Raw genomic sequence first — 26,995 nt, forward strand, 5'->3', positions numbered from 1 at the left:
CCCTCGGTTCAAGAACCGAGGGTTTTAGTATATCCAAATTCACTATTCAGATATCAATTATAAAGTTATTATCTCTTATTCCCACTCAATCGTAGCCGGTGGTTTAGAGGTAATATCATACACGATACGGTTGATATGTTTTACTTCGTTAATGATACGAACGGAAATTTTATCCAACACATCGTACGGAATTCGTGCCCAGTCAGCTGTCATGAAGTCAGTGGTGGTTACGCCGCGAAGTGCCAAGGTGTAATCGTAAGTACGGAAGTCACCCATAACGCCAACGGTACGCGTACCGGTCAATACGGCAAAGTACTGATTGATGGAACGATTGAGTTTAGCGTTCGCAATTTCTTCACGGAAAATCGCATCCGCATCACGAAGGATGTCGAGTTTTTCAGGAGTGATTTCGCCCATTACACGAATGGCAAGACCTGGACCTGGGAATGGCTGACGCCATACTAAGTAATCGGCCAAACCAAGTTCGGAACCGAGTTCACGTACTTCATCTTTGAACAAGTTGCGAAGTGGTTCGATAAGACCTTTGAAGTCAACAACTGCAGGTAAACCGCCTACATTGTGATGGCTCTTGATAACAGCAGCATCACCCGCACCGGATTCAATAACGTCCGGATAGATAGTCCCCTGTGCCAAGAAGTCAACAGCGCCGATTTTACGGCCTTCGTCTTCAAATACGCGAATGAATTCTTCCCCGATAATTTTACGTTTTTGTTCCGGCTCTTCAACGCCGGCCAAACGACCCAAGAAACGGTCAGATGCATCGACACGAATGAAGTTCATGCCGGAATCTTTGAATGCCGCTTCAACTTCGTCACCTTCGTTTTTACGCATCAAACCATGGTCAACGAAGATACAAGTCAACTGATTGCCTACAGCTTTAGAAATAAGAGCTGCCGCAACGGAGCTGTCAACACCACCGGATAACGCCAATAATACTTTGCCGTCACCAACGGTTTTGCGAATTTCTTCAACTGCTGTTTTAGCATAGTTAGCCATCGTCCATTCACCATGGCAACCGCACACTTCGAATAAGAAGTTATGAATCATTTCCTTACCGTGTTCGCTATGAAGCACTTCCGGATGGTATTGCATGGCGTATAATTTGCGTTCTACGTTCTGCATAGCCGCCACCGGGCAGTTAGCCGTATGACCGACAATTTCAAAACCTTCCGGCACAGATGCTACATAGTCAACATGGCTCATCCATACAGTTTCGTCTTCACTAAGACCTTTGAACAATGGAGACTGTGTATTCACTTTTACCGGAGTTTTACCAAATTCACGAGCATCAGCAGATTTAACTTCACCGCCCAAAGTGTGAGCCATGAGCTGCATGCCGTAGCAAAGGCCGAGCACCGGCGTGCCCAATTCGAATACTTCTGCTTCAATACGAGGAGATTTTTCTTCGTATACGCTGTTAGGACCGCCTGTGAAAATTACACCCATTGGGTTCAATTCTTTGATTTTAGCAACCGCTTTATCATACGGATACACTTCACAGTAAACGTGGTTTTCACGAATGCGACGTGCAATCAACTGATTATACTGACCGCCAAAATCGACAACGATAATAAGCTCTTTTTGGTTCATCATGCCCTCCATTAATGTAAGAGTACTGCCTATGCTTACTCTTTTTTGAAAAAAACTTCAAAAATCATATTCATAGCTACATCTAAATAGTTCTATTGCGTGTTTATTCAATATAATATTATACCATAGAATGCAAGGTCTCGCCTAAATAAATGGTAATGTACAATCGTCTCTCCTTACTTGCCTATTGCACACAGTGTTAAACACTCTCTTATACCCCTACATCTCATCAAATAAAAATAGCTGCGACCAGCGTCACAGCTACTTTTATTTGATAGCACTATTTATTCATAGCCCTACTTTATATATTTTTTAGGTTATCATTTTGTATTAATATCATCATTAACACGAACACGATCTATTTTATTGCGGTCATTATCTTCCCCGCTAATTCGATCAACACGAATTCGATCTGCTGTATCAGGAGTTGTCACAGCATTCCCCTGTTGGATTACCCCTAGTAACTGATTAACTTTAGCCGCCAAATCATTAACTTGGTTTCGTAAATCTTGATTGTCGGTCTTCAAATCAATAATTTCCTGTGCCATAGCTACACGAGAGCGAGATACGCCACTGGATTGACCAATTTTGAACGATACACTAGCATTCATCATATTTTCGCCATTACCCATGGAACCGGCCACACCGAAGAGCGTATCTTCATTTGGCTGATAATAGGCACCTACAGCCATTGCGTCTGCACTCTTATAATTACCATAGCCTACAGCAAATGACCATTTATCATCCGGATTAAAATCTAACGGATGTAAACCGGCTAATGCAGCTGCACCAGCACCAACTTTATCAACCTTATCGTTCAAACGATTGTAGCTACCAGATAAGTTATTAATTTTCTGATTTGTTTCAAACAACTGATCGCCTGTTACTGCATCGGTAGAACCTTTACTAATATCACCGGAGCTAATGTTGGTAATTTTTGTACCGCCCATATCGATTCCGTTATTATTGATAACTACCGTATCGCCCGCTTTAATGGTATCGCCATTAATCGTTTTCGCATTAATCGTATCACCGGTAATTGTAGTAGCCGTAATATTGGTTACATTAATACTATCATTCAAATCGAACGTAACTTTACCATCGGCGCCTACGGTAGCGGTTGTATTTTTACCATTTTGGAAATCTAAGCCGTTAGCTAAGCTTACACTTTGAACATCTTCACCGTTTGCTTTATAAGCAATATTCGTTGCCCCTGCATCAACCGATAAATCATAAATTGTCTGACCATTACTACCGGTACTTGTGCCAATCGTTACAGAGCCATTTTTAGACGTTACTTCTGTTTTTGCGCCTTTTACGGAATTAGTTACTTTATTTTCAATTTCTTGTTTAATATTGTAAATTTGACCACCATTGATAGCATCCTTGGATCCTTCGGTTATACTTCCATCGCCGATATTAGTAATTTTGGTATCACCCATATCAATACCGCCATTATTGATGGTTATCTTATCGCCTACAGTGATGCTGGTATTGGCTGTAATATTATCTACGGTAATATCTTTATTCAAATCATATTTAACTACACCATCAGCTGCTACTGTCGCAGTCGTATTAGTACCGTTTGTAAAGTTAAGGCCATTAGCCAACGATACGCTTTGTGCTAATCCGCCATTAGCTTTATATGCCAAATTAACCTTAGCATTGTCTATGCTTAAATCATATACCATATGACTGTCATTATCATCAGCTTTTCCTACTATTGAAACCGTTCCATCAGTCGATTTTACTTCAGTTTTAGCACCTTTTGCAGCCGTGCTGGCAGCTGTAGCAACTTGGTAAAGCTGACTACCGTTAATAGCATCCGTACTGGTCGCGGAAATTTCACCAGCCGCTACGTTTTGAAGACGTCGTTCACTACCGGATGCACCGATACTTACCGCACCATTAGCGGTTGCACCAGCAAAACCACTATAAGTAACTCCATTAACTGTTGCTGAGCTTACCGTGCCCGTATCACCGGCACTTGTAGTCGCACCCGATTCACCAGCCGATGTTAATAGAGCTGTTCCTATTGCACTACCAGCGGTAACACGAGCAGAATCGCCTAACGTAACCGAATTAGCCACATCAGCAGTCACACTATTACCTAATACAAACGCTTTATCAGCTGTTACCGTATTACTATTACCAATAGAATAGGAGCTAGCTCCGGATACGGTAGTTCTACTTGACGACGTCCCGGTACCAAATGCCCCTGAATGTAAAGCAGTATCGGCTAAGGTTGTATATGACCCTACGGCCAAACCATAGGTTGCATTATTATAAACAGCATGGCCCAAACCTAAACCGAACTGACCGGTTACTTTAGAATTCGAACCAATAGCGACTACATTACTGGCCACAACTGCATTATTTTGGTAATTACCAATAATAACCGCTTGATCACCACCGGCATTATTACCGGCTTGCGTCCCCATAATAATAGAGTTTGTCAATGCCGTTCCTTGCGTAGTATTATCTGCATTCAATCCAGCATTTGCACCAGCTACTGTCCCCATAATAACATTACCGGCACCATACATATTAAGACCGGCTCTAGTACCGAGAGCCACGTTGCTAGCACTGGTAGCTCCACTTAAAGCCCCAGAACCTAGAGCTATATTTCCACCTTTTGAATAAACTGGGCTAATAGGCACTCTAGTATTTGTCCACTGTTTTTGATTATTTAAAGCGTTTAAGCCGATAGCAATATTGTGACTATCCGGGTTGTTATTATTAGCCCAACGCCCTATGGAAATATTTTCTTCCCCTTGTATATTTTGACCAACTTCCGAGCCGAGCGCAAAGTTATAATAACCGGTTGTACCCTTCCCAGCCTGCAAACCAATCGACACATTGTTCTGATTTAATGCCTGGGCTTCATCACCGATAGCAATAGCATTAACCTTTTCCACCAACGAATTTCTACCAATAGCAATAGCATTAGTAGGATTGGTAATTCCTGCGCCTGAGTTAGTAATCGTAGCATTTAAACCAATAGCAACTGAACCGGAAGGATTTGTCGAACTACCATCAACAGATTCAGACTTGGCCCCTGCACCAATTACGACATTACCGCTGCCATAAGTAGATGCTCCAGTCCCCAATACTACGGCATTCGATATTGTCCCAGTCGGCTTTCCGGCCACAGTTTTTGCATCTGTCCCAATTACGATTGAATTCTCCGTATTATCACTGACAGTTGCATTACTCCCAGCAATAAAATTATTATTCGAATCAACAACTACGTCATCGGCCGCCTGTGCACCGCCCACAATTAAACTTCCCGCTAAAACCATCAATACTGCTTTTTGTAACTGATTTTTTCTCATAGTACCCACTCCTAACACCTTCATACCACATCTTTTAAAACACTATATAAAATTCCATTATTTTCCATAATTTTATTATACTACGTTTCATCAAAAATATTAATCTTTATTTTTTGATAAATGAAGAACTTCACCTAAAATATGACTAAACACTTATATTCTTTATACAAACCATCCATAAAAATTCATTGTTATGTCATATTCTTATCAAAACAAATAAACTCATGATTTCTATTAGCAGCCAAATTTTTAATATTACCAATAATTATTATTTAATGTTTTTCATATTAAAATCACATAATTTTAATCATAATTAATTAGTTTTATCGCTATTTTCATAAAAGCAGTACTTGCTAGTCATATATTACAAACAAAAAAGCCATGGCAATGCCACGGATTTTTTATTATTATTACACTAAATTCAAAACATTAAATTATTTCTATATAAAATCAATTTTTTAAATTATATTTACTATCATCCTATCGAATCGACACGTCTTCCCCTGCCAAGATATGTTTCATGGTGCGGGCCGGACACATTTTACCACACATGGTGCAAGTGCCTTCGCATTCAGGTTTACTGGATTCATAGTAACGACGGGCTTTTTCAGGATCGATAGCCAAGGAAATCATCGTATCAAAATCCACTTCCGCACGAGCTTTACTCATAGCATCATCCCAAGCCTGAGCACCCGGAGTCCCTTTAGCCAAATCAGCTGCGTGAGCGGCAATACGAGTGGCAATGATACCTTCTTTTACGTCTTCAACGGTTGGCAAACGTAAATGTTCAGCCGGTGTTACATAGCAAAGGAAGTCGGCACCGCAAGAACCGGCAATGGCACCGCCGATAGCACTCGTGATATGGTCATAGCCAGGTGCAATATCGGTTACCAAAGGTCCAAGCACGTAGAACGGAGCCCCGTGACATAAGCGTTTTTCCAAAGTCATATTAGCCGCGATTTCGTTGAGTACCATGTGCCCCGGACCTTCAATCATAACCTGTACATTATGTTCCCAAGCACGTTTGGTTAATTCGCCAAGAGTAATAAGTTCTTCAATCTGAGCCGCATCAGTCGCATCATGGGTGCAACCCGGACGGCAGGCGTCGCCGAGGCTCAAGGTTACATCATAGGTTTCACAAATATCGAGCAACCGGTCATAGTATTCGTAGAACGGATTTTCCTGATTGTTCATTTCCATCCAGGCAAAGAGCAACGATCCGCCGCGGGATACGATATTCGTCAAACGCGGATTGTCTTTAATACGCTGCGCCGTTTTTTGATTCATACCGCAGTGAATGGTCATAAAGTCTACGCCGTCTTTGGCATGTTGTTCAACAACTTCAAAAAACTCATCTACCGTAATATCTTTTAAATCTTTATCGAGCATACCCACCGCATCATACATCGGTACAGTACCTATCATAGCCGTCGACATATCGATTAACTTGCAACGAAAATCACGAGTTTTGCCAAAATTCGACAAATCCATAATTGCTTCGGCTTTCATGGCAATAGCATTGCGCACTTTTTCCAATTCTTCGTCCAAATTATTGTGTTCCGGCGACACGCCAAGGTTTACGTTAATTTTAGTACGACAACGCTTGCCCACCCCTTCCGGCGACAAACTGGTATGCATTTTATTGGCCGGAATCGCTACTTGACCGGATGCAACAAGTTCCATCAAATCTTCCAAACGCAGTTGTTCTTTTTCAGCAACCGTCTTAAGCTGTGGTGTTACCAAGCCGCGACGAGCCGCATCCATCTGCGTTGTATACTCGTCAATGTTTGCCAAACGCACATCCTGCATGTTTACCGTAGTTTCCGAACTATTCATTTTAGCCTCCTCTGCGCTATACCTAAGCGCGAATCCATGGAAATATATTTGAAAGATATCTCCTAAAATAGTTATATACGCAAAAAAGCCAAAATAAAAAGCTCATCCGCGCGGATGAGCTCTAAAAGTCCTGTACAGCTTTCCTACGTCGGCATTATCCGAATCAGGTCAAGGGTCAAGTGTTCACGCACTTTTCTCAGCCATAAGGCTCCCCTAGCTTTTTTGTGTATTTCTTACATTATATTACAGGTTATTATGAAAAACAACTACATATAAGTGGTAAAGAATTTGCCGTTCAATCACTTACACGCAAATACGCTTAAATTACATACGAATAATCGCAAGTCATATAAAGGTATCTGAAATTACATACGAATATCAGCGTATTCAGGACGACGATCCGTAGCCGGCACAATATATACACCGATATTTCGTTCATACCACTGTCGCACATCCCCCAGTGTGGCCGGTGTAAAATGATGTGACCAACCCATCAGCAAATCCGGCTGTAAAGCCATGACTTGTTCACGGCTGGGCACATAACTGTCAGTTACCAAAGGCAACCGATTATACGCGTCCCTATACCGTTCCGGCTCTTCACCGTACGGCGCTACCGTCCCTACGATACGATTCTCGAGTCCCAAATCAATGAGTAGTTCCGTTGCCCCCGGATACGTCACAATGACGCGTTTAGGCGGCTTTTCATAATTAAAACTGACCGGATTCCCGTCACTGTCAAAATTATGAATTACCGTACCGCCTTGACTCGCACTTACCTCACCGACAGGTTGCCAACGGCCGTTAGTATACGCAAACCACACAACCAATACTAAGGCTCCCAACGCTGCCAGTCCGATTAAGCGCCGACTCCAGCGTTCCCAATGTGTTATCATGTAGCATCACCACGCGAGAAGTTATTTGCTGTCAGCTCCGCGTCAAACGGCATGTGTTGTCGTTGATACGTCACAATCGGAGTACCGTCCGCATATGCCGACACAAGACTTTTCACATCATACACATCGCTTATCAGCTCTTCGCTGATAAGCTCTGACGGCATACCATGGTTCACAAGTTGACCTTTTTTCATGATAAAAATCTCATCACAAAAGAGCACTGCTAAATTCAGGTCATGAAGTGCCGCAATGACGCCAACGCCGAGACCTTTAATTACTTCCAAAAGTTCCAACTGATAGGTAATATCCAGATGATTCGTCGGTTCGTCTAGGATTAAATACGACGGCTGTTGGCAAAGCACTCGAGCCAACATAACACGTTGCTGTTCCCCACCGGATAACGAAGCAAAACTGCGTTTTGCTCTATCCCACATGCCAACCTTTTGCAAGGCTTCCATGGCAAGGTATGCATCCTCTTCCGTATCATCGTCAAAACCTTTTTTATACGGCGTACGACCCATCATTACAATTTGCCACACCGTGAAATCAAAGTTGACTGCATGAAACTGTCCCATCACACCGATTTGCTGTGCCGCTTCACGCAGTGGGATCCCTGCGAGTGGTGTACCGTCAAAAGTTATCTCACCCTGTTGAATCGGCAGTACCCGATATAAGTGTTTTAACAAGGTAGACTTGCCGCAGCCGTTTGGTCCCATAAGCCCTACAAACCCGATAATACAGCACTGTGATACGAGTACGCCCGTTAAAAGTGCCATACAGGCCATATAAATATACCGTTTGCGCGTAGCATTAATCCCCAGCGTTACGGCCATTTCTTCCCCTAACAGGAGCGCATCCAACGCTCGAACTTGAGATAAAAAGTAAACCGTCATACAGCCCACAACAATAGCCGGCCAACCGAGCATTGACCACTTTGCATCCGCTAAGGAACCCATGGTCCAAAATGCGTCAATTTTGTATTTAATACCGCCATTACTTGCTCTGCCGAGATTGTTACACTGCCCAAGGCTACTGCACCTATAATTGCGCAAAATAAAAAGGCAGTCAGAACCGGTACGGCCCAACTGCCCAATGTTTCAGTGCGATGCTTCGTAGCGGTCTGTAACTCTTGCAGGCGTTCTTGACGTGTCGTCAACTCGACATCATTCATCAACTACCCTCATTTCGTTATGACATAAAAACAGGTCAACAGAATACGTCCCGGATTTCAATAACACTTACCTGAAAAATTTAGGTACTATTACCTGCCGGCTTACTCAAGCCGCTTGAAATCGTCGCGCAGTGCTAACCTTGTCGAAAGAGGCCAAATTTTTGGCTACAACTATTACATTGTCCTATGCTACTTAACATTCATTTATCATGTATTAAAAATTAGAAAATTGAGAAAATTTTCTTCTATTGCATACATTATTTTATATAAAATGAAAGTTACTGTCAATACCAACTCATGAAAACTTCCTTCAAAACACTATATAGTCTCATTTTTCAAAATCACCCTCCGGTTTAACAGGAATTAAAACTCAACTTCATCTCATTATCATTAAGTTTGTTAACTTAACGCAAAAATTTAAGATAACAGTACTTGATTTCCTACTTATCATTTTAAACAGACTCTATTCCGACAATAATTATCACTAATAAAATGCGAGTTTTTAAGAGATATCTATCAATTATAAGAATATAACTCAAAAGCAAATATGAAGATCAAATATAAGCATATAGTTCAAAAATAAAAAGCGATTAGCTCCGTATTTTAATGACCTCTTTCGGTCATATCATACTCGCTAATCGCTTATAGTCATCATTTCATATAAAATGAACCTGCTTTTTCTATTTGTGCTATGTGACAATTCCACATGTTACGCTCATTATTCATTCCATTTCACACATGCATTACTCATTCAACTTGCATAATTATTATTTAATCGATTTGCAGATTTACTATTTGTTCGATTTGCACCTTTAGCATTTATCTGATTTTACGCGTTCAATAGCGCCTACCGGACAAATTTCATAACAATCGCCGCAACCTATACAACCATTGCCTATAAAAAACTGCTGCAATTGTTCCACGATAATTTGTACCGGACAATCCATGGCGCAGGCACCGCACTTGACACATCGCTCGCCATTTACTACAAAGCGCCAACTTACTTCGGCCTTAGCCCCGACTTGAGACGTGTCCTTACATGGCTTAATTTCGCTTGAGGCTTCGCCCTTGTAAATTTCAATCCCGGTCGAATCCTCTTCCTTACCATTCATTATTTCACCAACTCTTTGGAGGCCGCTACAACTTCACGTACTACCTGCGCTACGCCATCTTCATCATTCGTCGGTGCCAAGTATTTGGCTGTTGCTTTTGTCGTATCCTCACCATTAGCCATGGCAAAAGATACACCTGCATAAGCGAGCATCGTCAAATCATTATTACTGTCACCAATTGTCATTACTTCATCGGCCGTAATTCTCAATTCATTAGCCAATGCTTCAACAGCACGACCTTTACTGATACCAGGTTGAACGAACTCTAAGTTACCTTCACTGGATTGGATAATCGTGAAACGATCATCACCTTCAAAGTGTTTTAAAATAGCTTGCTTTTTAACTTCCGTTCCATAGAACAACTGGATTTTTTCCAAATCCATACCTGTTTCTACGATATAATCGCGCAAATTTGGCACCATCGTACGACTTGCCTTCATGAGGGGAATCAAATGGGGCGACAAATTTGCGGCAAACGCTTCCATTTCATTGGCTGAACCGTAAATATCTTTACCGCCATACGCTTCAATATATACCTCAAACGGCAATAACTGATCCAATAACCACAAACCTTCTTCATTACTGAAAGACTGATGGAATATTACTTTGGACTGATTGCCTTTTTGTTCCACAACTACAGCACCGTTACTGCAAATATACTCTTCAATTTCAGGCAAACGCTGAAGAACCTCGCCCATCTCCCCAAATGCACGACCGCTGGCTACCGCTACCGTAATACCTTCTGCCATAGCTTCCTTCATGGCCTGAACCGTCACATCACTGATATGCTTATCCGTATCCACCAACGTACCGTCAACATCAGAAACAATTAACTTAATCGGCTTTTTTAAAAATTTCTTATCAAAAGTTGTAATATCCGCTGCCATTCAAAACCTCCGTCAACATCATCTTATATATCATTTCGGTAAAGAACTCATAACGTCATCACCGATTACCTTATAATTTAATACCTTTACTACTAATTATATCATACACAAATATACATCAGTTGAACTATTTCTTAAAAAAAATTCACTTATTTATCTTCCATAGCGAGCGAAGCAATGCGGAAAGAACCTAAATAACCTCTGAGCAACAGCGCTCCCGTACTCTGGGCAGAAAAAGGAGAATACATCTTCCGAAGCGACCTTTCCTACTCGCGAAGCGATAGGCTGAGAGCAAGGAAGATGTATTCTCCTTTTCACTCAGAGCAAAATGCTCAGAGACTATTTAGTTAAACGGCCAAATTGCTTTATACACCGCTTCCATGCCTGATTCCGGTACGATATGTTTCCACCCATCATAGAAATCCCCGGCACTGATGATTACCCCATCCTTATCATAAACAGCATAGGAAAAATAATGGATCATCTTCGCACGGCGATCGAGTGCAACTAAAAATACATCAGATGCCCCTTCCGGATACGACATTTTAACCCATACTTTTGTGTACTCACTATTAAGCTCAGCACTATCTTTATCTATAAAAAGCATCGTACCTTTGACATTTTTTCCGATATAATCCCAATCCGTAGCTGACGAAATACTATTTAGCGAAAAAGCTCCCAACAATAATATTCCTATTAAAAAAACACGTAAACACCTCATCCTCTACCCCCAATACCAAACACTAACTGAAACCTTTACTCATCATTATTTTGATTATACTACAAAAGTATATTGTAGGCATACAATCATTTTATATAACAAAACAACTCCCTCAAATTCACTATACGCAGCGAGCGAAGCAATGCTGCGTCTCCCCTCCCCACTAAATAATTTTCGAGCGTACAGCGCTATCGTTCCAAGCGAAAAAAAGATAAGCCATCTTCCGAAGCGACTTTTCCTATCAGCGAAGCTGTAGGCTAGGAGCAAGGGAGATGACTTATCTTTTTCATCTAACGAGCATATACGCTCGAAAATTATTTAGTTAATACATCTACGCAACGGTGGCACAATGTAGGATGTTCCGCATTCTGCCCTACTGTTTCACGATGAATCCAGCAGCGTTCGCATTTTTCATATTCGCTAGGTTTTACAACCACGCTCAAGTGACCTTCTTCGGTAGCAACCGCTTCAGCCGGAGCCGAATCGCGACCTTCTACCAAGTACGCTTCACTTACGATGAGTAAAGCAGCCAATTGATCTTTTACTTCATTCAAACGTTTGAACGCATCACCATCAGCATATACAGTGATGGATGCATCCAAGGAGTGACCGATAACTTTGTCCTGACGAGCAGTTTCCAAAGCTTTAGTAAGTTCAGAGCGAAGATCTAAGAGGTGGCTCCATTTTTCAGCCAACGCTTCGTCATAATGAACTTCTTTGCCGGTAGGCCAATCTTCAAGCATTACGCTTTCACGCATACCTTCTTCTTTTGGCATGTACTGCCATACTTCTTCAGCCGTGAAGGAAAGAACCGGAGCTACCATACGCACTAAGGTTGCTACGATTTCGTACATAGCAGTCTGAGCGCTACGACGAACTTGAGCTGTCGCTTTTTCAGCATACATAGTGTCTTTCATTACGTCTAAGTAGAAGGAGCTGAGATCAACCGTACAGAAGTTATGGATTGTATGATACAAGATATGGAATTCATAGTTTTCATACGCTTCCGTAACTTTGCGGCGTACTTCTTCTAAACGAAGGAGTGCCCATTTGTCGATTTCAGACAAGTTTTCATAAGCCACTTTATCCGTATTTGGATTGAAATCATCCAAGTTGCCCAATAAGAAGCGGAATGTGTTACGAATCTTACGATATACTTCGGATAACTGTTTTACGATATCTTTGGACAAACGAACGTCACCCTGGTAATCCGCGGAGGATACCCAAAGACGCATTACATCGGCACCGTATACATCAATGATATCGGAAGGAGCCACCGTATTACCTACGGATTTGGACATTTTACGACCTTCGCCGTCCACTACGAAGCCATGAGTCAATACGGAGTTGTAAGGTGCTTGACCGGTTGTAGCTACGCTGGTGAGCAAGGAAGAGTTGAACCAACCGCGATGTTGGTCGGAACCTTCAAGATACATAGCGCATGGTACATCAAGACCTTCGTTTTCCAAAACGCCGGCCCAAGAAGAACCGCTGTCGAACCAAACGTCCATGATATCTGTTTCTTTATGGAATTCACCATGACCGCAATGAGGGCAAGTGAAACCTTCAGGTAATAATTCCTTAGCCGTATGATTCCACCAAGCATCGGAGCCTTCTTTGGCAACCCAAGCCTGAACGGATTTGATAGTGTCATCGTTGACTACATAATCGCCGCAAGAATCGCAGTAGAATACAGGGATTGGCACGCCCCATACACGTTGACGGGAGATTACCCAGTCCCCGCGGTCCGCGATCATATTGTAGATGCGGTCATGGCCCCATTTAGGGATCCACTGTACCTGATTGTCGATAACATCAAGAGCTGCTTTACGGTAACCGTCAACGGAAGAGAACCACTGTTCAGTCGCACGATAGATTACCGGATTTTTACAACGCCAGCAGTGTGCGTATTGGTGACGCAAAGTACCTTTATGTAATAAAGCACCGTTATGAGCCAAGATTTTCAAGACAGGCACTTCGGCTTCATGAATCTCTTTGCCGGCCAACATTTCTTCCGTATCACCGTAACGATCGTTATCTACAGCGGCTACATAGTTACCGGTAGCATTAACGAAGGAAAGGATTTCTGTATTGATTTTGCCTTCTTTATTATATTTTTGAAAAATGCCAAAGTCTTCTTCGCCGTGTGCAGGAGCGGTATGAACGCAACCGGTACCGGCTTCAAGCGTTACATGGTCCCCCAATAACACTTTAACTTCACGGTTAACGAATGGATGCTTGAAGGTAGCCAATTCCAAATCGGAACCAGGGAATGTTTTAACTACTTTGTAGTCTTCAACTTGTGCATCTTTCATAGCGGATTCAACGAGTTCTACGGCCATCAAGTAGTATTCATCACCAACCTGAACCCATGCATATTCGAGGTCCGGATTTACGGAGATTGCCTGGGATGCAGGTAATGTCCAAGGCGTAGTTGTCCAGATTACGGCATACGCTTTAGCAGGATCCACATTTTCCGGCAAGGTGCGTTTTACTTCGTCTACATACGCATATTTTACATAGATAGAGAAGGATTTCTTTTCATGGTATTCGATTTCCGCTTCAGCCAAAGCTGTTTCGCAGTGAGTACACCAGTAAACAGTTTTAAGGCCTTTATAGATGTAGCCGCGTTTAGCCATTTCACCGAAGATACCGAGCTGTTTAACTTCAAAAGCAGGTTTCAAAGTCAAATACGGATCTTCAAAACGACCAAGCACACCGAAACGGATGAAGTCTTTTTTCTGTTCTTCCACGCACTGCAAAGCGTATTCTTTACATTTAGCGCGAAGGTCCAAAGGACTCATTTCATGACGGTTGAGGCCTGTATTTTTGATGATGGCATGTTCGATTGGCAAACCATGCGTATCCCAGCCGGGAATGTATGGAGTATAGTAACCCTGCATGGTTTTGTATTTCATGATGATATCTTTTAACGTTTTGTTAAGAGCATGGCCGATATGAAGTTTGCCGTTTGCATACGGAGGTCCGTCATGCAATACAAAGCTCTTATTGCCTTTTCTTAATTCCAAGCGTTTTTCATAGATTTTATTGTCTTCCCAGAATTTTAAATACTCAGGTTCCCGTTTTGGTAAATTGCCGCGCATAGGGAATTCTGTTGCGGGCAAATGCAAAGTTTTGCCGTAATCCATAAATACTCTCCTCTCAATAATAAAAAAAGCGCTCATCCCCGAAGGGACGAACGCGATAGTCCGTGGTACCACCCTACTGACTCTAAAAAGAGCCACTCACGCATATAACGGTGCTCACCGATAAAGTCGAAACTTCATATGCTCCCAAGTGATTCGTTATTTCTTCATTCACTGACCTCGCACCATCTGTCAGCTCGCTGAGAACTACCCGAAATAACCGTCTTTGTCATCGCATTCTATCATATGTGTAAAAAATTTTCTTATAACTAAAATACCCATAGCGATTTGCTATGGTATTTTGCCTTAGCTAGAGTATAGAGAAGTACCTTCATTTTGTCAAGTCATTTCACATGTACTTTTTGTAAAAAAAGTGTATAATTAACACATCTACTAACAACTCTAAAAGGAGGATTTATATGCTCGCTTGGCAACGTACTGTATACATTTGTTTCTTCGGTGCGTTCTTATCGGCATTAGGTCTCAGTCAATTAGCCCCTCTCCTGCCGATTTATCTAAACGAACTGGGTGTCACCGCCACAAATGAAACAGCCTATTGGTCAGGTCTCGCCATGGGCATCACCTATTTGGTGGTTGCTATAGTTTCTCCCTATTGGGGGCGCTTAGCGGACCGCAAAGGTCGCAAACTCTCATTATTAAGAGCCAGTTTTGGGATGATGATCTGCAATTTACTCATGTGCTTCGTCCAAACACCGACTCAACTCGTTCTGGTACGTCTCTTACACGGAACCGTATCCGGCTTTTTCTCAGGCTCCATTATTCTCGTAGCTGCGGAAACTCCGGAAGAGAAAACCGGCTGGGCTCTATCCATATTAGCCTCGTCTAATTTAGCCGGCTCACTAATCGGTCCGTTGATAGGCGGTTACTTAGCCGATACCTTTGGCGTCCGCTTCTCATTCTTCATTATAGCCTGTTTCTTAGGCGCCGCTTTTTTGCTCATCTTTTTCTTTGTTCACGAAGCCTTTACACCGCAACCTGACAAAGTGCCACATAGTTTCGCTGAATTACGGCGTCAATTACCGGACTTCCACGAATTATTAATCGTGGCTGTCTCCACGTTCATCTATGCATTATCTATGATGAGCTTACAGCCGATTATTACGGTTTATTTAAAAGAAATCTTGCCGCCGAATACGGCTCAAGTGGCTTCTCTGGCAGGTATTGTCTTTGCCTCCACAGGTTTTGCCCAAATGTTCAGCAGTTCCTACATGGGCAAATGGATTGATCGCATCGGTCCTCGACCTATTCTCATTGGCTCGCTTATCTATGTAGCACTCGTTACCATTCCGCAAGCCTATGTTACCTCGGCCTTGGAACTTGGCATTCTACGCTTTTTAACAGGTATAGGCCTTGCCGGTTTATTACCGTCACTCAACACCTATATTTCACGTCATACGCCTAAAGAAATTTCCGGCCAGGTCTTCTCCTATACTCAGACCACTCAGTTTCTCGGTTATTTCTTAGGGTCTGTGGGCGGTGCCCTCTTTATGGGGCAATTTGGTTTTACCGCTCTTTTCTGCGGAACCGGCCTCTTATTCTTAGCCAATGCGGCCTGGGTATATATAAAGCTAAGAGATTAATCATTTTATCTCGAAATATAGATATATTAACAAAAATAAAAAGCAGCCAAAACTGCCTTTTATTTAAAGCGTACTATTAATTTCTGCCTTAAAGCTCTCTATCATCGATTCATTACGACGATAATACGTCCATTTACCGAAGCGAGCTGACTCCAACAAACCTGCTCGTTGCATCAAATCCAAATAATGGGATACAGCCGATTGGGAAATACCTAATTTTTCTTGAATGCTCCCCACACAGACTCCTCCTTCAAACGAGTCTTCCTCAGTCATATGAAATCCCTGGGGCGGGAAGTGTTTCGACGGTTCTTTTAACCATTGTAAAATTTTTAGGCGGCTTTCATTAGATAGAGCTTTAAAAATATCTTGTAGTTGTTTATTAGTCATGTCTTAATTATATCTTATTTTTTAGATATGTCAATATGCATCATTTAAATATCTCTATATATTTAACAATAAAACGATTAGAATGCAGCATACAATAACACCAATTCTTTTGATTCTATCTATTTACTCTTCTCTGAAGCCAAAATGAATACAGTTGATAAAATAAGGACAAACCCAATAATATCAGTGATTAAAAACTCACTGCCTAATAGAGCCCACCCCAATAAGGCTGCTGAAATCGGTTCTATGGACGACAACACGGAACCCTTTACGGCGCCGATACGGCGTACCCCTTCCAAATAGGCATTGAAGGAAATAATCGTTCCCAGTACAACCACATTAAATAGAGCGATATACGTCCACATATCCCAATCACCGGGAACATCAAACGGTTTCGCCCACGGTGTAATTATAATTCCTGAAAACAGCATGGCGAACCCGACAATCGGACCTGTACCGTAACGCCGTAACAATGATACCGGCTGAACACTGTAAATGGCTACCGCTACGGCAGAAAGCAAGCCCCAAAAGAGAACCTTTTCATCAATTCCTTCGAATGATAACTTGCCCTGTAAAGCAATCATGGCCGTTCCTATGGTAGCCAACACAATACTGATAGCCTCACCGGGTGACGGCAATTTTAAATAACGTACCGCCATATACACAACAATAATAATCGGTGCTAAATACTGTAACACCGTAGCAATTCCGGCACCGGCGTAATAAATGGAACGAAAATAGGCATATTGACATAAAGCCATGCCGAGCAAGCCAAATACCAAGACACCGACTACATCTTTCGGTGTTTTAAACACTTCAAAAATTTTACCGCGACCTTGACAGTAAGCTGCCATTACCGTAACTACACCGGAAATTAATAAGCGTACTACCAGCAGCCATTCCGGCGTAATGCCACGCTGTTGTTGTAAAAATTGTGACGAGGTTCCCGACAGGCCCCATAAAATGCCACCCATTAGCGTCAAGCCGATACCAACTAAAAACTGTCTATCCATACTACTATCCTTTACATCATGACAACATCTATCGCTGATTCATAACCACATGATACCGCCCAAAAATACGGTACCGGCAACTCATTTTGAGTCTTCATACAATTAAATGGATAAAAACGACCGGCAATAAGCCGGTCGTTCTTTAATTATTGTCATTGTAACAAATTATAAAAGTCCTATCAAGCCAATAAATCCATGGCTACTTTAACTACAACTTTTAATACGCGGGAAGGTTCATCATTAACGGCACAGCATGGACGATGAATATCTTCAGGGAAGAAAATTACATAGGATCCGGAAGTAGCCAATACGAAGGCTTCATCACTGATTTCGGAAGCGTAGAAGTACAAGTCTTTATCATCATGTGCTTCAACTACTTTTTCAATACCATAGTCCGGAACAAAACCCATCTTTTCCTGTCCATCCACTACAAATTGCACATCTAAGTATTTCTTGTGTGCTTCAGGTCTTGTATCAGCCATTTTTTTAGTCGTTACATCTTGTACCAAAGCAAAAATATTATCACCATCAATATCATGACGGCCTAATTCCAATTTTTTAATATCCGTCGTCTTCAACCAATCAAGTACTTTTACCAACACAGGAGAATAACCGAGACCTTTGTAGTTTACGTTAACATTACCGAATATCATGATAAAAACCTTTCTTCTTTTTACACGGCTGATTTGCCGCCCCTTTAAAAATTAATTACAAATAAATTTACTGCTTACTGCCTATTCTTCTTCAGCAGTACCGTCAAATTTAGCTATAATAGCTTCTGCGGTCTTATGAGGTACTTCTTCATAAGAATTAAATTCCATATTAAATACGCCTTGACCTTGTGTCAAAGAACGTAATACGGTTACATAATCAAGCATTTCGGCAAACGGCACTTGCGCTTTAACAACGGTAATGCCTTCCCGTTCACCTTGTTCCATGCCCAATACACGGCCACGACGACTGTTCAAATCGCCCATAACATCACCCATGAATACATCCGGTGCAAATACATTTACATTATATACAGGTTCCAACAATACCGGTTTAGCTTGCGGTACACCTTTTTTCAATGCTTGCGCTGCTGCTACTTTAAAGGCCAATTCTGAGGAGTCAACGGCATGATAGGAACCATCCAATAAGGTTACTTTTACACCGATCATAGGATAACCGGCCAACAAGCCTTTATCCAATGTTTCTTTAGCACCTTTTTCTACAGCCGGAATATACTGTCTAGGTACGGCACCGCCAAAGATTTTATCAACGAATTCAAAATCACTTTCAGCAGAAGGTTCGATTGAGATTTTAACATGACCGTATTGACCATGACCACCGCTTTGTTTCTTGTGCTTGCCTTCCACTTCTACCTGACCGCGAACCGTTTCACGATATGGAATATAAGGTTTTTCCAATTTAGCTTTCACACCGTATTTGCGTTCCATCTTTGTGAGGATATGTTCCAAATGAACTTCGCCCATACAACGAACTTGCATCTGACGGCCTTCCACATCTTTAACGACTACGCAAGTCGGATCTTCTTCCGAAATACGTTGTAACGCTGTAGCCAATTTTTCTTCTTCACCTTTCTTTTCCGGTACCATAGCTACCGTATGTAAAGGTTGTGGGAATCGAATCTGACGATATTTAACTTTAAAAGCAGGTGTAGCAAAGGTATCGCCCGTCTTAGTCACAGCTAATTTAGGGATGACAACGATATCACCGGCACGTGCTTCTGTAACCGGTACCTGCTGTTTACCGATAAGGGTATACATTTTGCCCCATTTTTCTTCCACGCCTTGAGTTACATTGAGAAGTTTGTCGCCTTCTTTTAACTCACCGGAAAATACACGTACAAAGCTTTGTTTACCGGCAAACGGATCTAATACAGTCTTAAATACAAAACCGGTAAATGGTTTATCTACATGAACAATGCGTTCTTCGCCCGTATCAACTTCTTCAGCGGTCATAACTCGTTTTGAAGCATCCGGCATATAGCGAATCATACGATCGAGTACTTGATCCATGCCGATGTTATTTGTGGCACTGCCGCACATAACGGCACAAACAGTACCGGCCAACAAGCCTTCACGAAGACCTTGGCGAATTTCTTCCAAAGTAAGTTCTTGTCCGTCCAAATATTTTTCCAATAATTCATCATTGGCTTCAGCGGCCGATTCTACGGTCATTTCACGGATTTCTTCAACTTTGGCGGATAATTCGTCCGGTACCGGAACTTCTGTCATTTTACCGTTTTCATACACATAAGCCGTTCGTTTTGCTACGTCAACAACACCTTTAAAATCAGGACCTTCACCGATAGGAATCTGCAGCGGCATGATGGCTTTACCGAATAATTCGTGCATTTTTTCAAGAGTTCCGAAGAAGTCGGCTCCTTCCATATCCATCTTATTGATGAAAGCCATGCGCGGCATCTGCAATTCTACCCCGTAATCCCATGCACGAATGGTATCTACTTCCACCCCTGAGGTAGCTGACAATACCATGAGCATGCCGTCGGAAGCACGTAATGCGGCACGTACTTCGCCATGGAATTCGGAATAACCCGGCGTATCAATGAAATTAATTTTATAATTTTTCCATTCGCAAGGTGCCATACCAAGCTGAATAGTTACATTACGTTTAATTTCTTCAGGTTCAAAATCCATAATATGTTTGTTGTCTTGCCCTTTACCGACGGATGCTACAGCGCCGCAAGCAAAAAGCAAAGATTCTACCAATGCTGTTTTGCCCGCACCGTCGTGAGATACAACAGCCACATTACGAATTAAATCACTAGCATATTCTTTCATATGAACCGCCTCCTTTAAAGCGCAGAAACGCAATTTACTGTATGTATTCGCTGTCAATGTATGAAATTCCTTTATATTTATTATACATTTTTCGAAATTATAATAAATTTTTTAAAAATGTCCTGTAAAATTGCACAAACAGCTTGCCAAAAACAACTATATAACGTAACATTAGAGAATATATATAAGGGTTCGGCAGCGTAACACGGTAGTTGAGTATTTTTTGAAGAGCCGAACACAAAGGGGGATTTTTTATGAGTGAACAATCAAAACAAGGGCAAGACCACAGTATGAAGCGTGGCCTTAAAAACCGTCACATGCAAATGATTGCCTTAGGCGCATCGGTTGGTACCGGCCTGTTTTACGGCTCGGCTCCGACGATCAAATTGGTAGGACCGGGTATTATTGCATCGTATGCATTGGCAGGCCTCTTTATTTTCTTTGTTATGCGCATGCTCGGCGAAATGGCGGTACGTGAACCGGTATCGGGTTCATTCAGCTATTTTGCCAACAAATATTGGAGCGGTTTTATGGGCTATTTAGCCGGCTGGAATTATTGGACTTTATTTATGCTTGCCGGCATGGCGGAATTAGCTGCTATCGCCGTGTATCTGGCCTATTGGTTCCCGGATATTCCGCATTGGCTTACCACATTACTGTGTCTGGTTATTATTACGGCCGTTAACTTAATCAATGTTAAGGCCTACGGCGAAGTTGAATTCTGGGCGTCCTTCATCAAAATCGGGGCCATCGTCAGCATGATTCTCTTCGGTTTCTATCTGATTTTTACCACCATGGGGTCCTTCCCGCACAACTTCCACAATTTATGGGATAACGGCGGTTTCTTCCCGAATGGTTCATGGGGCTTCCTTTGCTCCTTGGCAGTTGTTATGTTCTCCTTCGGCGGTGTCGATCTTATCGGGATTACAGCCGGTGAAGCAGAAGATCCTGAAAAAAGCTTACCAACAGCCATTAACGAATTGTTATTGCGTATCTTAATCTTCTACATTGGCACCATGGTTGTGCTCATGTCTTTAGCACCTTGGGATAAAGTTGGTCTCGAAGCCAGCCCGTTCGTTCAAATCTTTGAAGAAATCGGTATTTCGGCTGCGTCAAACATTTTGAACCTTGTCGTTCTTGTGGCCGCCTTATCCGTATTCAACAGTATTTTGTACAGTAACTCCCGTATGTTATACGGTTTGGCTCAAGCCGGTAACGCCCCTAAAATCTTCAGCTACTTAACTGTGCACGGTGTGCCGTTGGTCAGCACCCTATTCTCGGCCGGTTTAGCGTTAATTATCGTTTTAACAACGTACCTCTACCCACAGGCCGGCGAAGTATTCATGCACCTTTTGGCACTCGTAGTAGCCGGTCTCGTTATCAGCTGGTTCGTCATCATCGCCACACATATGAAATTCCGCAGCACCTTCATTCGCGAAGGTCGCCTCGATGAATTGAAATTCAAATCGCCACTTTATCCGTTCATCAACTACTTATGTATTTTATTCTTACTGGTAGTCGTAGCCGTTATGTGGCAAATGGACAGTTTCAAACCATCGGTAATCGCTATTCCGTTCTGGATTTTGTTCTTATATATTACATATAAGTTTAAAAAAGTTAAAAAATAAGTTTCAATAACTACAAAATTACCCCTTAAAGTCGGACTTAGTAAAGTCTGATTTTAAGGGGATTTTTTATACGCCCAATATATACTATCAACTCTTCATAACTGTTATTATTTTTCACAAAATGCACTATGGTATAATTAATCTATAATTGAATTACATAGCATCTCCCTACTATTTTTATAACAAAACAAGGAGGCCCTGTATGACACAACAAGTAAAACCGATTATGCATTTTAACCATGACACGTACTCTATCATCAAAGAATCCGATAGAGATGCCTTTCGCAGTTTTTTTGATCCTAAAGAACACGTCTTTAAACCCGTTTTCGACGGACACATCTTGTTGGGCCGGCTTCAAATGCCAATATGGCATCATCGAGGATAATCTATTTATCACTAATGTAGAAATTAATGAGTACACAGAATTTAAACCACGACTCTTTAACCGGGAGCCTATTATTTTAGAAAATTGGGGTAATGGTAAAAATGTAAACTATATTATAAAAACGTCAATCATCCGATTGCCTATACCGGTGATTTATTCATTGCCAATAATTTTATTACCGGTCGTAATCGTCCCAGATATAAACCTTCCTATCTTAATTACGAGACAATTCTACAACTTACCTTTGACCATGGTACATTGATTCACATAATCAATCATAGTGTAAGTCTCGAGGAAGTACGTACATATATGGATAACCACAACGATAGATTACCTGATGATTTGCCACCTATTTCTAAATACTTTGAATCCATATGGTAAAATAAAACGAGGCTCTGTTTTAGAGCCTCGTTTTATTTTGCCATTTTCTATTTTTCACTATAACTTCGCGGCGATGTATTAAAGTGTTTCTTAAACGCCTTATAAAAATTACTGGTATTACTGTACCCTAACATTCCTGCAATCATTTCAATGGATAAATCAGTACCTCGAAGCAACGCAGCCGCTCTATCCATACGATGTACCGTTACAATTTCGCTAAACGACTGGCCCGTTTCCTGGCGAATCAAATTAGAAATATAATTCGGATGATACGCCAAATCAGCCGCCATTTGTTTCAACGATACCGAATCTACATGTGTGCTTATGTACTGCATAATTTGTTCAATCAAACTGCCCTGCTCTAAAATCTGTTGCTGTGCTTTTTGCTCACGCGCCACCCCCAATAACAAGGCGGCCACCAATGATTGCAAAATTGCCTGTGTATCCTCTTGAGGGCTTGCATATTCAAAAACCATCAACTCCAAGAGACGACGCACATAGTGCGGTTTTTCAAAATGCAGATGAATAAAATTTTCGGAAAATTCATTATTCTGCGGTTCCAAGAAAAAGTTAAATACCTTTTTATCTGACGCCAGAATAGGAAAAAATGTCTTAAAGAACGCTTCTTTTTGAATTAAAACGCCGATGATTATAATATCTTCTTTACTGTCACCTTTAAGAGCATAGCCTGTATACGGTTGCCCGATATAACATTCATTTTCCTTTACTTTAATATAGTTATCTTGTGTATAACTGAGCGCACCGTAATCCCCTTGATAGGCAAAATTTAAAAAGAAAAAGTCATGACGATGAAAGACTTCTTCAACGTGCTGACCTTTAAAAACACAAATCATAATGGTTTCATCAGTATTCCCCGGCCATTGATAGGCACGTTCAGGATGAGTATCTCCGGATGATTTTAGCTTTGGCCAATGCTCAGTTATAAAAGCATTCCCCAACTGAGTCAAAGCTTCATTGAGTGTCTCTTGTTCCGGGGATATAGATTCTTCAAGTTCAGCGGCTGATTCAACTTTAACCGCATTAGTTTCTTTTTGCTGAGCTGTTACCGCCGCATCATCTTTTGTTACATTATCCTTAACATTTGATATTGCGGTTTTATTGTCCGATACTGCCTTCACCGACGTCACCATAGCCGTCTCCTCTTTTATAGCTATATCTGTTTGCTGTAGTTTTTCTTTCTTTTTATTCTTTTTATTCTTTTTTAACTTCTTATAATGAAGCTTTTTATTTTGTTTCTTCTTCGATTTTTTCTTCTTTTTTAGTTCTGTTTTCTTAGAAAGCTTCTTTTTAGCCTTCTTCAATTTCTCTTTATCTTTACGCTTTTTAGCCATATTATCTGCATACTACCTTTCCATTTCTTCGTAAGCTTCTTTTAAGTATATCATCAATCTTAAGATTTGCCACTATATATCTTACGTTTTAGCGTCGTCAGTATTCCGAAAGCAGACTATACTGTGGTTACACGTTAAAGCAAGACTGTTCTATTTTGAAAAATCCTATCGTTAATTTCCAATACTGACTGACATCAAAAGGAGGACATATGACTGAATTAGAAAAATTAAACGCCGGTTTGCCTTATAATTTTATGGATCCCGAAGTAGACGCACTCAAATTAAATGCCGTAAAAGGTTGTGAAGAGCTAAACGCCAAAGAGCGACGCAATCACATAGCCGTAGCAACGCCTGTAACCATCGGCAATGATGTATGGATCGGCGGCAACGTAACTATTTTGCCGGGCGTAAACATTGGTGACAAAGCCGTCATCGCCGCCGGTGCGGTGGTGACAAAAGATGTACCGGACAATACTGTAGCCGGCGGTGTACCGGCAAAGGTGATTAAAGAGTTGCCGTCGGAAGAGGAATAAAGACATAGAAAGACATATAAAATTTAATTTTAAAGCAAAAAATCCACATCGAAATCGATGCGGATTTTTTATTATGATCTCAAAAACTTTTATAACAATTTTAAGATGGATTTTCGCTCACATCGTCTTTAATATATTGCGTACCCAAATTAGTTGTGAGCATATCGCGCGTATACTTATATAGCGATGACGTCAGGCTGTTAGTTTCATCATAGTGGTTCGATTTAATATTCAAAATACCGCACACCATTTCATAGGCCAAGTCATTGGTAAAGTATTTATCCTTATTAGCCAACAGATTCTGATACGTTTCCGGGAATTTTTCAATATATTCATCAGAAAAATATGTGAACATCGGAATTCGAACCGTACCAAAGCCACCGAAATCAGGTGCCCGTCGTTTATCCGGAATCGTCGCATGATCGGAGTAATATAACATGGCCTGCATGTTGAGTTTTTCCTTACCGTATTCCCAAATCTGTTGCAAAATGGAATCTGTATAAGCAATTGAATCCATATAATTAGGAATCAAATCATATTTATCCGGCTCACTGAATTTAGCAAAACTTTGCGGATAACGATTAATAAAGTTGAAATGATTGCCCTTAAGATGAACGACCACAAAGTTATTTTTAGTCGGATCAATTTCATCGAGATACTCGAGTAATGACTCATCATACTGCACTTGATTAAGATTCTGCTTAGTCCACTTAGCCACGCCTGATGTATTAGCTACCAAGGTAACCGGTGTATCGGCACAGCCCAAATGGCCTTGATTGCTGTACCAGTGTGTCGTATAACCGGCCTTGTGCGCAATATCTATAATTGAACAAGATGTATAAAACTGCTTGTCGTTATATTGATTAAATTCAGTCAAAGCCCGTTCCAAACACGATACGGTATGAGCAATACAGGAATAACTGTTAGGATACAAAATAAAGTGGGCGTCTTTTTTCATCTCAGACAACCATGGCGTCGTTTCCTCACCCGTTCCGGTGAAAGCCGTCATATAATCACGAGAAGCCGATTCGCCAATGACAAGAATAATGGTCGACGGCTTTTTAAATGTCGGCTTAGCCGGCGTCACTTCCAGATTCTTCAAGCGTTCTTCCATATTCGTTTGATAGAGCATGGTAGTCTCAAAATACTCTTTAATGTCAAAGTACAATTCCACAATACCCGTACGAATAAATACACCCTTATGTTCTTTTGACATATAATAACCGAGCCAACCTACGACTACTGCCAGTAACACAGTCTGCCATAAAGATAAGGTCAAGGCCTCATATTGCAAATTAGCCCAAATAAATAAACTGTATGTAGCAACCAATCCAGCAAAAATAACGATATTGAAGAATACCGAAAACGATTTAAAGAACTCAATAATCTCATTGTAATGCGTTTCCTGCAGCATCATCATACCGTCTTCTGTCACACAGGAACGATAGAGGTAATAGTAAATCCACTGTGCCAACGGAATAAAGAAAATTAAAAATTCCACCGTTCCGATGAGAGGCATAAACAAGCCGGGTAGCACATCAAAGTGAAGCACCAGTACTTTAAAACTCATGAGCCAACCGATAATATACATGCCGAACACAGGATCGAAGTGAAAACCGAAGTCTGTGGAACTCTTACGATATGTAATAAAATATAATAACGGATACGTAACAATCCATGCCACGCCGGTCAATAAACTGCTGATTAAATACGGTGCACTCAACGAAACATCAGCCAATGCGACAGGCAAAACGGCTACTACCGCGCATGGTAAAAAGCGACGTAACTGTAAAAACGTTGCCTTATTGCCAAGTCCGCTTGAAACGGCTAAATAGTAAAAATACGAAAAGAAATATAACACTAACATTAAAACTATATATTTTATTTCCATAACAGACCCTCACCGAAAAACCCACAAATATCTCTATCTTTTCAGCATGCTTTTCAAGCAAAATAAATACAACAACATATAAAAAAAGTATCTCTTGATTACATACCATCTCTTTACAACTTTACATTTTCTTTACAGTACATTGTATCACAAAACTCATTATTATCGAAGAGTTTTAATGTAAAATTTTTAAACTTTTTTAGTAATTTTCAGGCCTGTGAACTTACTGTTTTTTCCTGTAATAAAGGCTTAAAACGCAAAAAACAGAAGACGGTTATGTCGGCAAAATTTGCCGATATAACCGT

Annotated in this window: 18 protein-coding genes, 2 pseudogenes, 1 riboswitch and 1 other annotated feature; of the genes and pseudogenes, 4 read left to right on the plus strand and 16 right to left on the minus strand. The window is 41.2% G+C overall.

The features are described from left to right. Positions 1–75: 75 nt before the first annotated feature. The 10 genes and pseudogenes from guaA to ileS form a co-directional block, all read right to left on the minus strand. A complete protein-coding gene (gene guaA / locus EO126_RS06320) occupies positions 76–1,611 on the minus strand; it encodes a glutamine-hydrolyzing GMP synthase (protein ID WP_127008040.1) in 1,536 nt (511 codons plus the stop codon). A 320-nt stretch (positions 1,612–1,931) separates the two neighbouring features. Beyond that, on the minus strand, positions 1,932–4,946 hold the full coding sequence (locus EO126_RS06325; RefSeq protein ID WP_006555989.1) for a beta strand repeat-containing protein: 3,015 nt from the start codon (positions 4,944–4,946) through the stop codon (positions 1,932–1,934). A 480-nt stretch (positions 4,947–5,426) separates the two neighbouring features. After that, complete coding sequence (gene thiC / locus EO126_RS06330; RefSeq protein WP_006555988.1) at positions 5,427–6,782, minus strand: phosphomethylpyrimidine synthase ThiC; 1,356 nt, start codon at positions 6,780–6,782, stop codon at positions 5,427–5,429. 123 nt (positions 6,783–6,905) lie between these two features. Continuing rightward, positions 6,906–7,007, minus strand: a riboswitch (TPP riboswitch). Positions 7,008–7,147: 140 nt separating this feature from the next. Next, entirely contained in the window at positions 7,148–7,675 is a 528-nt protein-coding gene (locus EO126_RS06335) for a TroA family protein (protein WP_006555987.1), read from the minus strand. Beyond that, positions 7,672–8,631 carry an iron chelate uptake ABC transporter family permease subunit gene (locus tag EO126_RS06340; RefSeq protein WP_006555986.1) on the minus strand — a complete coding sequence of 320 codons (960 nt, stop codon included), beginning with the start codon at positions 8,629–8,631 and terminating at the stop codon, positions 7,672–7,674. The genes EO126_RS06335 and EO126_RS06340 overlap by 4 nt, the downstream gene beginning before the upstream one ends. After that, positions 8,619–8,846, minus strand: a complete 228-nt coding sequence (locus EO126_RS06345) for a hypothetical protein (protein WP_006555985.1) — start codon at positions 8,844–8,846, stop codon at positions 8,619–8,621. The genes EO126_RS06340 and EO126_RS06345 overlap by 13 nt, the downstream gene beginning before the upstream one ends. A gap of 812 nt (positions 8,847–9,658) precedes the next feature. Then, a pseudogene (locus EO126_RS06350) lies at positions 9,659–9,838 on the minus strand (4Fe-4S binding protein); the annotation flags it as partial. A 119-nt stretch (positions 9,839–9,957) separates the two neighbouring features. Beyond that, positions 9,958–10,845, minus strand: coding sequence for a Cof-type HAD-IIB family hydrolase (locus EO126_RS06355; RefSeq protein ID WP_006555983.1), 888 nt, complete (start codon positions 10,843–10,845; stop codon positions 9,958–9,960). Between the two features lie 343 nt (positions 10,846–11,188). After that, positions 11,189–11,566: a hypothetical protein gene (locus EO126_RS06360; RefSeq protein WP_127008042.1), complete on the minus strand. Its 378-nt coding sequence runs from the start codon at positions 11,564–11,566 to the stop codon at positions 11,189–11,191. A gap of 314 nt (positions 11,567–11,880) precedes the next feature. Next, positions 11,881–14,715, minus strand: a complete 2,835-nt coding sequence (gene ileS / locus EO126_RS06365) for an isoleucine--tRNA ligase (protein ID WP_127008044.1) — start codon at positions 14,713–14,715, stop codon at positions 11,881–11,883. 39 nt (positions 14,716–14,754) lie between these two features. Beyond that, positions 14,755–14,954 (minus strand) — a binding site (T-box leader). A gap of 177 nt (positions 14,955–15,131) precedes the next feature. On the opposite strand from ileS, the gene EO126_RS06370 reads away from it, so the two are divergent. After that, the gene (locus EO126_RS06370; RefSeq protein WP_006555980.1) at positions 15,132–16,313 is read left to right on the plus strand and encodes an MFS transporter; all 1,182 of its coding nucleotides are present in this window, start codon (positions 15,132–15,134) and stop codon (positions 16,311–16,313) included. Between the two features lie 63 nt (positions 16,314–16,376). Here EO126_RS06370 and EO126_RS11115 read toward each other — a convergent pair whose 3' ends face one another. The 4 genes from EO126_RS11115 to fusA form a co-directional block, all read right to left on the minus strand. Beyond that, positions 16,377–16,550 carry an ArsR/SmtB family transcription factor gene (locus tag EO126_RS11115; protein ID WP_330939565.1) on the minus strand — a complete coding sequence of 58 codons (174 nt, stop codon included), beginning with the start codon at positions 16,548–16,550 and terminating at the stop codon, positions 16,377–16,379. A 269-nt stretch (positions 16,551–16,819) separates the two neighbouring features. Further along, complete coding sequence (locus EO126_RS06380) at positions 16,820–17,713, minus strand: DMT family transporter (RefSeq protein ID WP_006555978.1); 894 nt, start codon at positions 17,711–17,713, stop codon at positions 16,820–16,822. A gap of 179 nt (positions 17,714–17,892) precedes the next feature. Continuing rightward, the gene (locus EO126_RS06385) at positions 17,893–18,366 is read right to left on the minus strand and encodes a NanQ anomerase/TabA/YiaL family protein (RefSeq protein ID WP_006555977.1); all 474 of its coding nucleotides are present in this window, start codon (positions 18,364–18,366) and stop codon (positions 17,893–17,895) included. Positions 18,367–18,447: 81 nt separating this feature from the next. Continuing rightward, positions 18,448–20,520, minus strand: a complete 2,073-nt coding sequence (gene fusA, locus EO126_RS06390) for an elongation factor G (RefSeq protein WP_127008046.1) — start codon at positions 20,518–20,520, stop codon at positions 18,448–18,450. A 254-nt stretch (positions 20,521–20,774) separates the two neighbouring features. Between fusA and EO126_RS06395 the strand changes: the two genes are divergently transcribed. Both EO126_RS06395 and EO126_RS06400 read left to right on the plus strand, forming a co-directional pair. Then, positions 20,775–22,148 carry an amino acid permease gene (locus EO126_RS06395; protein WP_006555975.1) on the plus strand — a complete coding sequence of 458 codons (1,374 nt, stop codon included), beginning with the start codon at positions 20,775–20,777 and terminating at the stop codon, positions 22,146–22,148. Positions 22,149–22,350: 202 nt separating this feature from the next. Then, a complete protein-coding gene (locus EO126_RS06400) occupies positions 22,351–22,533 on the plus strand; it encodes a hypothetical protein (protein WP_127008048.1) in 183 nt (60 codons plus the stop codon). A gap of 428 nt (positions 22,534–22,961) precedes the next feature. Here the strand turns inward: EO126_RS06400 and EO126_RS06405 are convergent, their stop codons facing one another. Further along, positions 22,962–24,266 carry a helix-turn-helix domain-containing protein gene (locus EO126_RS06405; protein ID WP_206168757.1) on the minus strand — a complete coding sequence of 435 codons (1,305 nt, stop codon included), beginning with the start codon at positions 24,264–24,266 and terminating at the stop codon, positions 22,962–22,964. Positions 24,267–24,619: 353 nt separating this feature from the next. Between EO126_RS06405 and EO126_RS11195 the strand changes: the two are divergent. Then, positions 24,620–24,778: pseudogene (locus EO126_RS11195) on the plus strand (DapH/DapD/GlmU-related protein); the annotation flags it as partial. A 121-nt stretch (positions 24,779–24,899) separates the two neighbouring features. Here the strand turns inward: EO126_RS11195 and EO126_RS06415 are convergent. Further along, entirely contained in the window at positions 24,900–26,690 is a 1,791-nt protein-coding gene (locus tag EO126_RS06415; RefSeq protein ID WP_006555971.1) for a sulfatase-like hydrolase/transferase, read from the minus strand. Positions 26,691–26,995 lie beyond the last annotated feature (305 nt).

Source organism: Veillonella seminalis, from assembly GCF_003992065.1.
GTDB lineage: Bacteria > Bacillota > Negativicutes > Veillonellales > Veillonellaceae > Veillonella_A > Veillonella_A seminalis.